This window comes from Pseudomonas lalucatii, assembly GCF_018398425.1.
GTDB classification, from domain to species: domain Bacteria; phylum Pseudomonadota; class Gammaproteobacteria; order Pseudomonadales; family Pseudomonadaceae; genus Aquipseudomonas; species Aquipseudomonas lalucatii.
Window position 1 is genome coordinate 2,054,971 of the sequence record NZ_JADPMV010000001.1, and the last position, 12,907, is coordinate 2,067,877.

Consider the following 12,907-nt stretch of genomic DNA (forward strand, 5'->3'; position numbering starts at 1 on the left):
ACGATGAAGGCCTACGCCATGCTGCTGCCGTGCCTGCTGCTGGCCGCCTGCCAGGCTGCCAACCCCTACCGCGCGCAGTCCCTGCCCCTGCCGCCGGCCCCGGCGCAGGCCGTCCAGCAACTGGACCTCGGCGCCTATCCGGCACCGCCGCGGGACTATGCCCGCTACCGCAACTGGAGCTGGCACGCAGGCCGGCAACCGGCCGCCAGCGCCTGGGCCAGCGCCGAGCTGCTGCAGGAGGCGCTGAGCCAGGCCCTCGACCAGCGCGGCCTGCGTCCGGCCCGCCACGACACGGCCGCCGACCTCGAGGTCGGCCTCGAGTTGCGCCAGGAGCGGCGCATCCGCCAGGTCATCGACCACTATGGCGGCTATCACGGCCACGGCTACTACGCCGACTACCCCGGTTATTGGGACCGCATGCCCGTGGAGCGCGCCTACCAGATCGAGGTGCTGGTGCTCAGCATCACCCTGTTCGATGCCCGCGACGGCCAGGCGGTGTGGCAAGGCCACGCCGAGCTGCCCAGCGCCGGCAGCCAGGCCGAACGCGCCGACGCCCTGCGTGCCGCCTGCCAACGCGCCCTGCAGGGCTATCCACCGGCCTGAGGAGGCTCGCCCATGCGCCCGTACCTGCTGTTGATACCCGCCCTGCTGTTGCTGGCCGCCTGCCAGACCAGTCGCCTGGACCGCGACTTCGACCCGCAGCGCGACTTCGCCGCCTACCGCAGCTGGAGCTGGCAGGAGCCGGCCGTGCGCTATCGGCCCGAGGACCCCAGGCTCGCCAGCGATCTCACCGAACAGCGCCTGCGCACGGCGATCGCCGAGCAGCTCGAGCAACGCGGCCTGCGCGCCGCGGCTGCCGGCGCGAACGGCGACCTGCGGGTCCAGGCCTGGCTGATCGTCGACCAGCGCCAGCAGCAGGTCAGCACCCACTACGGCGGCGCCTGGCACGGCCACTGGGGCGGCTTCTGGGGCGGCCCGGGCTATGTCGAGACGCGCACCGTCGACTACCGGGTCGGCACCCTGCAGATCGACCTGTTCGACGGCCGCGACGGCCAGCTGGTATGGCGCGGCAGTGCGGCGCAAAGCCTGCGCGACGACTCGCCCAGCCCCGCCGAGCGCGCCGCGGCGCTGCACCGAACGGTGGCCGAGGTGCTCGGCCAGTACCCGCCCCACTGAGGCCCGCGCCGGCCAGCGCCGGCCAGCGCGAAAAGCGGGCGCGGCGCTGCCATGAAGAGGCGCCGGGTTCTGGACGAAAAGTCGTCGAGCGAAGGTCGGGCGAGGCAACAACCGGCGAGGAGCGGCGTTCACGAGCGCTGAATGAGCATTCCGAAGCGGCTTATAACGAAGCATCATCGACCTACAGAACCACAGGAACCCCAGCGATGCCGCCATCCCCTGCCCTCGACCACCGCCCGGCCGACGCCGCCGACCTGGCCGAGGTGGTCGCCTTCCCCCAAAGCGCCGAGGAGTTGTTCTTCGCCTACCCCAAGGCCGCCTGGCCGCTGACCGTCGCGCAACTGGCCGCGGCCATGGCCGAACGCCGCGACAGCACCGTGGCCCTGCTGGACGGCCGGGTCGCGGGCTTCGCCAACTTCTATCAGTGGCAACACGGCGACTTCTGCGCCCTGGGCAACCTGATGATCGCCCCCTGGGCTCGCGGCCAGGGCGTCGCGCACTACCTGATCGCCGAGATGGAGCGCCAGGCCCGCCAGGACTTCAATGCCGCCTACCTGCGCGCGTCCTGTCACAACGACAACGCCGCCGGCCTGCTGCTCTACGCCCGGCTCGGCTACCGCGCCGGCGACATCCTCGAACGCCGCGACTATCAGGGCCGCCGGGTGGCCCTGGTGCAGATGGAAAAGCCCCTGTCCTGAGCACGTGCCGGGCGTTGCGCACGGCAGCGCCGTGGGCAAGACTAGACGCCCCGTTCAAACCCTCGACCCGCGCCACGCCACGCGGCCCGGCGCCTCTTCGTGACAAGGACCCGTCCATGCCCAATTCCAACGCATGGCTGCTCGCCCTGCCCTTTCTCGCCGGCGCCTGCCTGCCCCTGCAGGCCGGCATCAACGGCCAGCTGGCCAAGCAGCTGTCCAGCGTGCTCGCCGCCGCCCTGCTGTCGTTCATCGTCGGCAGCCTGGCGCTGTTGCTTGTGGTGGCGACGCAGCGGCAACTGCTCGGCCTCGACGCCCTCAAGGGCCTCGACTGGTGGCACTGGAGCGGTGGCCTGCTCGGGGCCTGCTTCATCGCCACCGCGGCCTTCGCCGGGCCACGGGTCGGCGCGCTGCTGTTCATGGTGCTGGTGATCGCCGGCCAGCTGAGCATGGCCCTGACCCTCGACCACTTCGGCTGGGCCGGGTTTCGCGAGGCGCCGGTCAGCCTCGGCAAGTTCGCCGGCCTGCTGCTGATCGTCGCCGGTATCTGGCTTATCCGCCGCGGCTGAGCGAGCCCTGACGCGCCTTTGCAGGTGCCTGCTAGCGCCCGCTATGGTAAGCTGCGCGCCCTTTTTGCTCGTATGGACAGAGACCGGTCGTCATGCCGCTGGCCCAACCCTCTCGCTGGCAGCCTAAGCCGCCATAGCGTTTCGCCCCCCTCCCTGCCGGTTTCGACTGCACCTCACTGCAGCGGTCAGGCCCGTGCGTGCCTGAGCCAATGCCGGCGCAGCAACCTCAGTAGCCTGTTTATAGTCGCCCCATCCGCTTCGCCTCTACATGCCACAGCGGATCCCAGCCTTGTGGAAGTGCTTATGTTGCAAAGCCTGAAAAATACCTGGTTCTTCAATATCCGCGGCGATGTGCTCGCCGGCCTGGTGGTCGCCCTGGCGCTGATCCCGGAGGCCATCGCCTTCTCGATCATCGCCGGGGTCGACCCCAAGGTCGGCCTCTACGCTTCCTTCTGCATCGCCGTGGTGATCGCCTTCGTCGGTGGCCGCCCGGGGATGATCAGCGCCGCCACCGGGGCCATGGCCCTACTGATGGTGACCCTGGTCAAGGAACACGGCCTGCAGTACCTGCTGGCCGCCACTCTGCTCACCGGGGTGCTGCAGATCGGCGCCGGCTACCTCAAGCTCGGCTCGCTGATGCGCTTCGTCTCGCGCTCGGTGGTCACCGGCTTCGTCAATGCCCTGGCGATCCTGATCTTCATGGCCCAGTTGCCCGAGCTGACCAACGTCACCTGGCATGTCTACGCCATGACCGCCACGGGCCTGGGCATCATCTACCTGTTCCCCTATGTGCCCAGGGTCGGCAAGGTCATCCCCTCGCCGCTGGTGTGCATCCTGTCGATGACCGCCGTGGCCATGCTCCTGGGCCTGGACATCCGCACCGTCGGCGACATGGGCGAGCTGCCCGACACATTGCCGATCTTCCTCTGGCCGAACGTGCCGCTGAGCCTCGAGACCCTGGCGATCATCTTCCCCTACGCCGCCGCCCTGGCCGTGGTCGGCCTGCTCGAGTCGATGATGACCGCCACCATCCTCGACGACCTGACCGACACCGGCAGCGACAAGAACCGCGAGTGCAAGGGCCAGGGCGTGGCCAACATCGCCTCCGGCCTGCTCGGCGGCATGGCCGGCTGCGCGATGATCGGCCAGTCGGTGATCAACGTGAAGTCCGGCGGCCGCGGGCGCCTGTCGACCCTGGTGGCCGGCGCGGTGCTGCTGCTGATGGTGGTGTTCCTCAGCGACTGGGTCAGCCAGATCCCCATGGCCGCCCTGGTGGCGGTGATGATCATGGTGTCGATCGGCACCTTCAGCTGGGACTCGATCCGCAACCTCAGAACCTTCCCGCTGTCGACCAACCTGGTGATGCTGGCCACGGTGGCGGTCACCGTCTACACCCACAACCTGGCCTACGGCGTGTTCGTCGGCGTGCTGCTGGCCGCGCTGTTCTTCGCCAACAAGATCGGCCACTTCCTCTATATCGACTCGGAGCTCGACGCCGACGGCCGCCGCCGCAGTTACAAGGTGGTCGGCCAGGTGTTCTTCGCCTCCGCCAGCAAGTTCGTCGGCGCCTTTGACTTCAAGGAAGCCCTTGATAAGGTCAGCATCGACCTGTCGCGCGCGCACTTCTGGGACATCACCGCCGTCGAATCCCTGGACAAGGTGGTGCTCAAGCTGCGCCGCGAAGGCACGCAAGTCGAAGTTCTGGGCCTCAACGAGGCCAGCGCCACCATCGTCGACCGCTTCGGCGTGCACGATAAGCCGGATGCCGTCGACAACCTGATGGGCCACTAAGGAGCAACCGCATGAGCCACGTAATGGCATGTATCGACGCCTCCCCGGCCGCCCCGGCGGTGTGCGACTACGCCGCCTGGGCCAGCCAGCGCCTGCAGGCGCCGCTGAGCGTCCTGCACGTGCTGGACCAGGTGCAGTACCCGCAACAGAGCGACCTGTCCGGCACCATCGGCCTGGGCAGCCGCGAACACCTGCTCGAAGAGCTGGCCGAGCTGGACCAGAAGCGCAGCAAGCTGGCCCTGGAGCAGGGCCACCTGATGCTCGAGGCGGCCCGCCAGCGCCTCGCCGCCGCCGGGGTGGCCGACGTCCAGCTGCGCCAGCGCCACGGCGAGCTGGTCGACAGCCTGGCCGAACTGCAACAGGACATCCGCCTGCTGGTGATCGGCCGCCAGGGCGAGGCCAGCGCCAGCCTCGGCCAGCAGGTCGGCAGCCATCTGGAGAACGCCATCCGTACCCTGGCCCGGCCGATCCTGGTCAGCTGCGGCGAATTCAAGGCGCCGCAGAGCTATATGTTCGCCTACGACGGCAGCGCCACCGCGCGCAAGGGCATCGAACAGCTCGCCGCCAGCCCGCTGCTCAAGGGCCTGCCCTGCCACCTGGTACTGGTCGGCGCCGACACCGGCGACGCCTGGGAGCAGCTCAAGGCCGCCGAGCGCAGCCTGCAGGACTCGGCCAGCGAGGTGCGGCTGGCGATCCGCGCCGGCGAGGTCGAGGCGACGCTGCACGCCTACCAGGCCGAGCACGGCATCGACCTGCTGGTGATGGGCGCCTACGGCCACTCGCGCATCCGCCAGTTCCTGGTCGGCAGCACCACCAGCCACCTGCTGCGCAGCAGCGCGGGAGCGTTGCTGATCCTGCGCTGAGCAACGCTAGGGCCAGGCCGAACCACCCGGCTGCGGCCGCCCCGGAGCGGCCAGACCGGCGCGCCCGGAACGCCTCCGCGGCGATTCGGGCGCGCCGCCGGCAGCAGAAGCGCTATGCTCTAACTCGGCTGCTTTTGCGATCCCTTGCCATGACCCACAGCGATCTCCCCCACGACCCCGCGGCCTTCGCCCTCTGGCGCGAAGCCCAGGACACGCGCATCCGCACGCGCCTGGGCGGTGTCTACTACCTGCTCGCCTGGCTGTTGACCTGGTTGTTCAGCAATGCCCCGGCCGAGCAGCTCGGCGCGGGACTGGTCGGCAGCGCCCTGTTCGCCCTGCTGTTGCTGCTGCGCCTGCTCCATCGCCTGCCCGCCAAGGACACCCCGCAGGCGCTGGCGGTATGGATCGACCGGCACTGGACGCTGATCCTGGCGACCACCCTGGCCTGGGGCCTGATCCATGCCTGGACGCTGAACCATCCGCAGTTCGCCAACTCCTGGCTGATCGCCACCCTCGGCACCATCGCCTTCAGCACCGCCCTGGCCTTCAGCTTCTCGATGCGCCGGGGCCGCGCCATCCTCGCCCTGCTGCTGCTCTATCTGCCGGGGCTGGCGATGCTCGCCCGGCACTGGGAGATCCAGTTCGCCACGCTGATCACCCTGGCCTTCTACCTGAGCTACCTGCTGCTGGCCCTCAACCGCAGCCACCAGGAGTACCACAACACCCTGGGCCTGGAGCTCAAGCTGCTGGAACAGCAGCAGAGCCTGGAACAGCTCAGCCGCACCGACAGCCTGACCCAGCTGGGCAACCGCTACCAGTTCAACAGCCTGTTCCCGGTGATGGTGGCCAACGCCCACCGGCAGAACGAGCCGCTGTCCCTGGTGCTGCTGGACATCGACTTCTTCAAGCGGATCAACGACGAGCATGGCCATGCCTGCGGCGACGCCTGCCTCAGCGCCTTCGCCGAGCGCATGCGCCAGGTGTTCCGCCGCGAGAGCGACGCGCTGTTGCGCCTGGGCGGCGAGGAGTTCGGCGTGCTGATGCCCAACACGCCGCTGGAACAGGCCAAGCACCTGGCGGAAAGCTTCCGCCAGGAACTGTCGCGCCAGGGCTTCAGCGTACAGGGCAACAGCCTGCCGCTGACCGCCAGCCTCGGCGTCGGCTGCTTCGCCCCGGAGCGCGACGGCAGCGCCGAGGCCTTCTTCAAGCGGGTCGATGCGGCGCTCTATCTGGCCAAGGACGCCGGGCGCAATCGCCTGGCGCTGGCCTGAGCCGCCCCGGGGTCAGAGGCGGAAGCTACCCATCTGCTTGGCCAGGTCCTCGGCCAGGGCGCGCAGGCTCTGGCAATCCTCGCGGCATCCCAGCACTTCGCCGGCCGTGGCGTGGGCCAGGTCGGCGATGCCCTGGACGTTGCGGTTGATCTCCTCGGTGACCGACGACTGCTCCTCGGTGGCCGCCGCCACCTGGGTGTTCATGTCGCTGATCCGCTCCACCTGCTCGGTGATGGCGCCGAGGGACTGGCCGGTGCGCTGGCTGGCCTGCACCCCGGTGCCGGTGGCGGCCTGGCCGGCGTGCATGGAGCTGACCGCGGTTTCCGCGCCCTGCTTGAGGCGCTGGATCATCTCCTGGATCTCGTCGGTGGAGCTCTGAGTGCGGCTGGCCAGGGTACGCACCTCGTCGGCCACCACGGCGAAGCCGCGGCCCATCTCGCCGGCCCGCGCCGCCTCGATGGCCGCGTTGAGGGCCAGCAGGTTGGTCTGCTCGGAGATGCCGCGGATCACCGCCAGCACCTGGTCGATCGACGCCACCTGATTGGCCAGCTCGCCGACCGCCTCGGCCGCGCCGCCGATGTCGGTGGACATCCGCTCGATGTGGGCGATCGACTGGCCGACCACCTGGCGCGCCTGCTGCGCCTCGTCGCGGGCCTCATGGGAGGCCTGGGCGGCGCTGCTGGCATTGCGCGCGATCTCCTGCACGGTGAGGCCCATCTCGTGCACCGCGGTGGCCACCATGTCGGTCATCTCCTGCTGGCGGCCGGCACGCCCGGCGGTGTTCTCCACCACCTGGGCGACCTGGCCGACGGCGCCGCGCAGGCGCTCGCTGGTGGCCAGCACGTCGCCGATCAGGCTGCGCTGGCTGGCGATGAAACGGTTGAAGCCGCGGGCCAGGTCGCCCAGCTCGTCGCCCCGCGACTCGTCCAGGCGGCGGGTCAGGTCGCCGCCGCCGCCGCCGATCTCCACCAGGGCGGCGGTGACCTGGCGAATCGGCCGCACCAGGCCGCGGGCCAGCAGCACCACCAGGCCGAGGAACAACAGGGCCACGGCGACGCCGATCAGGCTGCTGGTGAACATGGCCTGACGCGCCTCGGCGTAGATCTCCGCCTCGGGGATCTCGCTGACCAGCAGCCAGTCCAGCGCCTGCAGCGGCTGGGCGATGGCCAGGAAGGTCGCGCCGTCACGCTCGAAACGCAGCGCCTCGCGGCTCTTGCCGAGCAGGCCGGCGGCCGCCTCGGCGCCGACCAGCTGGCTCAGCTCGCGGCTGTCGTTGAAGGCCGACTCGGGGTGCACCTTGACCCGGCCATCGGCGCTGACCAGGTAGACCCGCCCGTCCTCGCCGAAGCGGAAGTCGCGGATCATCTCCGACATGGCGCCGAGGCTGAAGCCGAGGCCCGCCACGCCCAGGGTCTTGCCGCCGACGGCCACCCGCTGGTTGATGAACAGGGTCGGCTGGCGGCTGCTCTGGTCGATGTCGATATCCAGCGAGCGCGCCTTGCCGCTGTCGACGAAGCCATAGAACCAGGCGTTGTCCGCCGGGCCGCGCTGCAGGCTGCGCTTGAGCCCTTCGCCGGTGAAGTAGTTGCCGCTGTCCAGGCTGACGATAAAGGTGGTCAGGGCCTTCTGCTGCCCCTGCACGCCGGCCAGGTAACGGGCGAATGCCTCGCGCCGGGCGGCGTCCTCGCCACTGCTGAGCCAGTCCGCCACCAGGCTGTTCTCGGCGATGCCGCGCGCCGCGGTGAGGGGCTCGGCGAGCACCCGCTCCAGATCGTTGCGGATCGCCAGGACGCTCGCCGGCAGGGCCTCCTCGACCAGGTAGCGCTCGGCCAGACGATTGACCAGCGCCGAATAGATGAGTACCACGATCAGGATGCTGGCGAGCAGGGCGGCGCCCATGCTGAGGATCAACTGCCACTGAATACTGCGTTGCCAGAGGCGCATGGAAGGACTCCCGTTGTTATTGTCGGATCGCGGACGGATATTTTGGATACGGCATTGTGCACAAAACACCGACTTATGACAGTCATGCTCCCTTATCGACCGCCGGAGCGCGGAGTTGAGCGGCAGGCGAAACGACGCGACGTGCGGTCGAGCAGACCGGCCGGCGGCGCCTCGCGTCGAGGGTGTCCGGGTGCAGGGCAGCGGCGCGAATGGAGCTGCGGCACCAGACTGCGCCCTAAGCTTGTGCCCCGCCCCGCCGCCATGGCGTCTCTGCAACTGCCGCGCGCGGGCACCTGTGCCGGCATGCACACCGCCAGGAACAGTCAGGAGACGCCATGGCCCTTTCCGCACACCCGGCGTTCCGCGCCGGCGCCCAGGCGGTCGCCCCCCTTCTTCCCGGGTTGGTTCCGTTCGGCATGATCGCCGGCATCGCCGCCCTCGAAGCCGGCTTGTCGCCCGGCGCCGCGCTGGCCATGTCGTTCGTGATCTTCGCCGGCTCGGCGCAGCTGGTGGCCGCCCAGCTGATGGGCCTGGGCACCCTGCCGCTGATCGTCATCCTCACCGCGCTGGTCATCAACCTGCGCTTCACCATGTACAGCGCCTCGATCGCCCCGCACTTCCAGGGCCTGAGCGGGCGCTGGCGCTGGACCATGGCCTATTTCCTCACCGACCAGGCCTATGCGCTGAGCATCACCCGCTACACCCTCGATCCCCAGGCCCCGGGCAAACACCTCTACTACCTGGGCGCGGCGCTGCCGCTGTGGCTGGTCTGGGTGGCGTCCTGCGCCGCCGGGGTCTTCCTCGGTGCCGGGGTGCCGGCGAGCTGGTCCCTGGACTTCACCATTCCGCTGTCCTTCCTGGTGCTGCTGATCCCCTCGATCATCGACCGCGCGACCCTGGCGGCCGCCGTAACCGGCGGCGGGGTGGCGGTCGCGGCCGCCGGCCTGCCCTACAACCTGGGCCTGTTCCTGGCCGCCGCCAGCGGCATCGGCGCCGGCCTGCTCGTGGAGCAGCTGCAGCCGCCGCCACCCAGCCCCGTCGACACGGGCGCGCACCGGAGGGAAGAGCGGTGACCGACAGCACCACCGCCTGGCTGATCATCTTCGCCATCGGCCTCGGCACCTTCGCCCTGCGCCTGTCGTTCATCGAGCTGCTGGGCCGCGCCAGCCCGCCGCCCTACCTGCAACGCGCCCTGCGCTTCGTGCCGGCCGCGGTGATGGCGGCCCTGGTGCTGCCGGCCCTGGTCAACCTCGACGGCGCGCCCGACCTGTCCCTGGGCAACGAGCGCCTGCTGGCCGGCGCCCTGGCCGCCTTCGTCGCCTGGCGCACGCGCCAGGTGCTGTTGACCCTGGCGGTCGGCATGGCGGCGCTCTGGTTGCTCCAGGCCTATACCTGAACTGTCGCCTGGACAGGCTCGGCGAGCGCAATATCCACCACCACCTTGCCGAGCGCCGCGCCGCTTTCCAGGCGCCGATGGGCCGCCGGCAGGTCGGCCAGGGCGAAGGTCGCGCAATCCAGCAGCGGCGCGAGCAGCCCCTCATCGGCCAGACGCGCCAGCTCCCGGAGGATCTCGCCATGCCGGGCGCGCTCCAGGTCATGCAGCATGGGGATCAGCATGAACAGGATATGGATGCTCAGGCCCTTGGCGAACGCGGCGCCGAGGTCGTAGCTCTGTCGCGCCACCAGGGTCACCACCTGCCCTTGCGGGCGCGCCGCCTGAATGGCGAGGTTCAGGTTGTCGCCGCCGACCGCATCGAACACCAGGTCGAATCCCAGTCCATCGGTCAGCCGCTCGACATAGCCGTCCAGGCCCTCGGCGCGATACAGCACCACCTCATCGGCCCCCAGCGAACGGGCCAGGGCCGCCTTCTCCGGTGTCGACACCACCGCCGTGACATGGGCACCGCGCGCCTTGGCGATCTGTACGGCGAGATGGCCGACACCGCCGGTGGCCCCGTACACCAGCACCCGCTGCCCCGCCCGCACCCGCGCCCGATCCACCAGCCCCTCGTAGGCGGTGATCCCCGCCAGGGGCAAGGCCGCCGCCTGGCGCAGGCTCAGACTGTGGGGCCGGCGCGCGAGCAGGCGCACATCGGCGGCGATGAATTCGGCATAGCTGCCGGGCATGCCGCGCACGCCACCGGCGCAGCCGAACACCTGATCGCCGAGGGCGAACGCGCCGACGCCAGGGCCCAGCGCCACCACCTCGCCGGCCACATCGGCGCCGAGCACGGCCGGCAGCCCGGGCGCGAGTGCCGAGCCATTGCGGCGGATCTTGCAGTCGGCCGGGTTCACGCTGGTGGCGTGCTGGCGCACCAGCACCTCGCCGGGGCCCGGCTGCGGCTGGGGCCAATCCTGATAGCTGAACTGCTCGGGCTCGCCCGGCCGATGGAGTACCTGCGCTTTCATGGGAATGCCTCCTGGGGTGGTTTGCCCCAGTGTATTAGCCGGACAATCAATGGATAATCAGCCAGAATCAGGCAGCTCTGTTCGATATTATTTGAAAATGAACGAAGACGATCTGCGCCTGTTCCTGCGTATCGCAGCCCTCGGCACGCTCAGCGCCGCCGCCCGCGAGGCGCACCTGTCGCCGGCGGTGGTCAGCCATCGCCTGGCGCAGCTGGAGAAGCAGCTGGGGGTGCGACTGTTTCATCGCACCACCCGGGCCCTCAGCCTCAGCGAAGACGGCCGGCTGTTCGCGGGCTACGCGCAAACCCTGGTGGAGACCATGGACGAGGCCCGCGCCGCAATGGCCGCACCGAGCCAGCAGCCGAACGGCACCCTGCGCGTCAGCTGTTCCGCCTCCTTCGGCCGCCAGCACCTGAGCCCGGCCCTGGCAGCCTTTCTCGAGCGCTACCCGACGCTGAAGGTCGACCTGCAACTGTCCGACCAGATCGTCGACCTGGTGCAGGACGGCTTCGACCTCGGCATCCGCATCGCCCCCGGCGTCGACCCGGGCCTGGTCGCCCGCAAGCTGGCCGACAGCTCGCGGATACTCTGCGCCGCGCCGAGCTACCTCGCCCGCCATGGCACGCCAGAGCGCCCCCGTGACCTGGCCCGGCACCGCTGCCTGGTCCTGCACGAGCAGAACACCTGGACCCTGTGCCACGCCAACGGCGAGAAGTCCGCGGTGCACGTCAGCGGCCCCCTGCGCAGCAACCACGGCGAAAGCCTGCGCGACGCCGCCCTCAGCGGCCAGGGCATCAGCATCCAGTCGCTGTGGAGCATCCATCGGGAACTGGCCGACGGCTCCCTGGTGCCGGTGCTCGCCGATTACCCCCTCGACGCCCAGTCGAGCATCTGGGCGGTCTACCCCAGCGGCCGCCTGCTGGCCGCCAAGGTGCGCTGCTTTATCGACTTTCTGCTGGAGCGCTGGGCCGACCCGCCATGGCAGCCTCACGGTCGAACGCCATCGCGCCCGCGGCGATGACTCGCCCAGGCGGCAGGTCGGCCTGAGTGCCAGTGCTCAGGTTCCGGGACCGTTGCCCGAAGCCTTCAACACCGGATGAAACAGGCGACGGTACTGGCTGGGGGTGAGGCCCGTGCAGCGCTTGAACAGCCGGCGAAAGAACGAAGGGTCCTCGTAGCTGACGGCGGCGCTGATCTCGTCCACCGCCAGCGAGCCGGTCTCCAGCAGGCGCTTCGCCTCCTCGATGCGCAGGTTCTGCAGGTACGCGATCAGCGAAGTGCCGGTCGCCGCCTTGAAGCGGCGCTTCAGGGTGCGCTCGGGCACCCGGGCCTGCTCGACCACCCGATGAATCACCGCAGTTTCCCGGAAGTGCCCAGTCAGCCACTCCTCGCAGGCGCGCACCACGGTATCGCCGTGCAGCGTGCGGCGAACCAGGGGCGCGTAGGGCAGCTGGCCTTCACCGTGCCACTTGAGCAGGTACACCTTGGCCACCCGCAGCGCCTCGCCCGGGCTGCCATGGCGGGCGATGATATGGAGCGCCAGATCGTGCCAGGACGTGGTGCCGCCCGCGGTGACGATGCGCCCCGAGCTGTTGGCGAACACCAGGTTCGGCTCCGGGCGAAAGGACACCTTGGGATAGCGTTTGCTGAACAGCTCCCGATAGCCCCAGTGGGAGGTGGCTTCGCAGCCATCGAGCAGGCCGGTCTCGGCCAGCATGACCGCGCCGGAACAGGCGGAGTAGAGCGTGGCGCCCGCGGCATACTGGTGGCGGATCCAGGCCATCAGCTCGGGGTAGCGCCCGTGCAGGTCCTCATCGGGGTCCAGCCAGAGCTCGGGCAGGATCAGGATGTCCGCCTTGGGCGCGTCCGCGACCGCACAGGCCGGCACCACGGGGATGCCGTTGCCGCAGCTGAAAGGCGCCTTGCCGGGCGAGACGATGCGCACCTGGAACAGCGGGCGCCCCGGCTCCCCGCTCACCAGGTTCTGCCACACCTGGCCCGCGGCCAGCAGCACATCCACCATGCCGTACAGGGACGAGCCTGCGGTTTCGGGAACCGCGACGATCAGCGCACCCACAGGCTCCCGTTCTGAGCGGTGCAAGGCGGCCTCCTCGATCGGTGGCACGAACGCCTCTGTTTTGGCCAGAAACCATCTTACTGCCCGGTGTTTGCACGCCTATCGTAGACGC

At 69.7% G+C, this 12,907-nt stretch carries 13 protein-coding genes and 1 pseudogene; 10 read left to right on the forward strand and 4 right to left on the reverse strand.

All coding sequences use genetic code 11. The annotated features are described in order from the left end of the window. The first annotated feature begins 3 nt into the window (after window positions 1-3). The 7 genes from I0D00_RS09385 (at window position 4) to I0D00_RS09415 (ending at window position 6,365) form a co-directional block, all read left to right on the forward strand. Complete coding sequence (locus tag I0D00_RS09385) at window positions 4-603, forward strand: DUF4136 domain-containing protein (protein WP_213639455.1); 600 nt, start codon at window positions 4-6, stop codon at window positions 601-603. Window positions 604-615: 12 nt separating this feature from the next. After that, complete coding sequence (locus I0D00_RS09390; protein WP_213639456.1) at window positions 616-1,176, forward strand: DUF4136 domain-containing protein; 561 nt, start codon at window positions 616-618, stop codon at window positions 1,174-1,176. Between the two features lie 206 nt (window positions 1,177-1,382). Continuing rightward, a complete protein-coding gene (locus I0D00_RS09395) occupies window positions 1,383-1,874 on the forward strand; it encodes a GNAT family N-acetyltransferase (protein WP_213639457.1) in 492 nt (163 codons plus the stop codon). A gap of 116 nt (window positions 1,875-1,990) precedes the next feature. Beyond that, entirely contained in the window at window positions 1,991-2,440 is a 450-nt protein-coding gene (locus I0D00_RS09400) for a DMT family transporter (protein ID WP_213639458.1), read from the forward strand. A 303-nt stretch (window positions 2,441-2,743) separates the two neighbouring features. Beyond that, window positions 2,744-4,231, forward strand: a complete 1,488-nt coding sequence (locus I0D00_RS09405; RefSeq protein WP_213639459.1) for a SulP family inorganic anion transporter — start codon at window positions 2,744-2,746, stop codon at window positions 4,229-4,231. Window positions 4,232-4,242: 11 nt separating this feature from the next. Further along, a complete protein-coding gene (locus I0D00_RS09410; RefSeq protein WP_213639460.1) occupies window positions 4,243-5,094 on the forward strand; it encodes a universal stress protein in 852 nt (283 codons plus the stop codon). A 149-nt stretch (window positions 5,095-5,243) separates the two neighbouring features. After that, window positions 5,244-6,365, forward strand: a complete 1,122-nt coding sequence (locus I0D00_RS09415; RefSeq protein WP_213639461.1) for a GGDEF domain-containing protein — start codon at window positions 5,244-5,246, stop codon at window positions 6,363-6,365. Between the two features lie 12 nt (window positions 6,366-6,377). On the opposite strand, the gene I0D00_RS21860 is transcribed toward I0D00_RS09415, so the two are convergent. Both I0D00_RS21860 and I0D00_RS21865 read right to left on the reverse strand, forming a co-directional pair. Next, window positions 6,378-7,115 (reverse strand): methyl-accepting chemotaxis protein, encoded by a 738-nt coding sequence (locus I0D00_RS21860; protein WP_420850806.1) that lies wholly within the window; start codon window positions 7,113-7,115, stop codon window positions 6,378-6,380. A 126-nt stretch (window positions 7,116-7,241) separates the two neighbouring features. Further along, window positions 7,242-8,309, reverse strand: a pseudogene (locus I0D00_RS21865) (HAMP domain-containing protein); the annotation flags it as partial. A 335-nt stretch (window positions 8,310-8,644) separates the two neighbouring features. Between I0D00_RS21865 and I0D00_RS09425 the strand changes: the two are divergent. After that, window positions 8,645-9,382, forward strand: a complete 738-nt coding sequence (locus I0D00_RS09425) for an AzlC family ABC transporter permease (protein WP_213639463.1) — start codon at window positions 8,645-8,647, stop codon at window positions 9,380-9,382. After that, complete coding sequence (locus I0D00_RS09430; protein ID WP_338050402.1) at window positions 9,379-9,705, forward strand: AzlD domain-containing protein; 327 nt, start codon at window positions 9,379-9,381, stop codon at window positions 9,703-9,705. The genes I0D00_RS09425 and I0D00_RS09430 overlap by 4 nt, the downstream gene beginning before the upstream one ends. On the opposite strand, the gene I0D00_RS09435 is transcribed toward I0D00_RS09430, so the two are convergent. Then, complete coding sequence (locus I0D00_RS09435; protein WP_213639464.1) at window positions 9,696-10,718, reverse strand: zinc-dependent alcohol dehydrogenase family protein; 1,023 nt, start codon at window positions 10,716-10,718, stop codon at window positions 9,696-9,698. The genes I0D00_RS09430 and I0D00_RS09435 overlap by 10 nt on opposite strands. Window positions 10,719-10,815: 97 nt before the next feature. Between I0D00_RS09435 and I0D00_RS09440 the strand changes: the two genes are divergently transcribed. Further along, the gene (locus I0D00_RS09440; protein ID WP_213639465.1) at window positions 10,816-11,739 is read left to right on the forward strand and encodes a LysR family transcriptional regulator; all 924 of its coding nucleotides are present in this window, start codon (window positions 10,816-10,818) and stop codon (window positions 11,737-11,739) included. 36 nt (window positions 11,740-11,775) lie between these two features. On the opposite strand, the gene I0D00_RS09445 is transcribed toward I0D00_RS09440, so the two are convergent. Next, window positions 11,776-12,819: a GlxA family transcriptional regulator gene (locus tag I0D00_RS09445; RefSeq protein WP_213639466.1), complete on the reverse strand. Its 1,044-nt coding sequence runs from the start codon at window positions 12,817-12,819 to the stop codon at window positions 11,776-11,778. Window positions 12,820-12,907 lie beyond the last annotated feature (88 nt).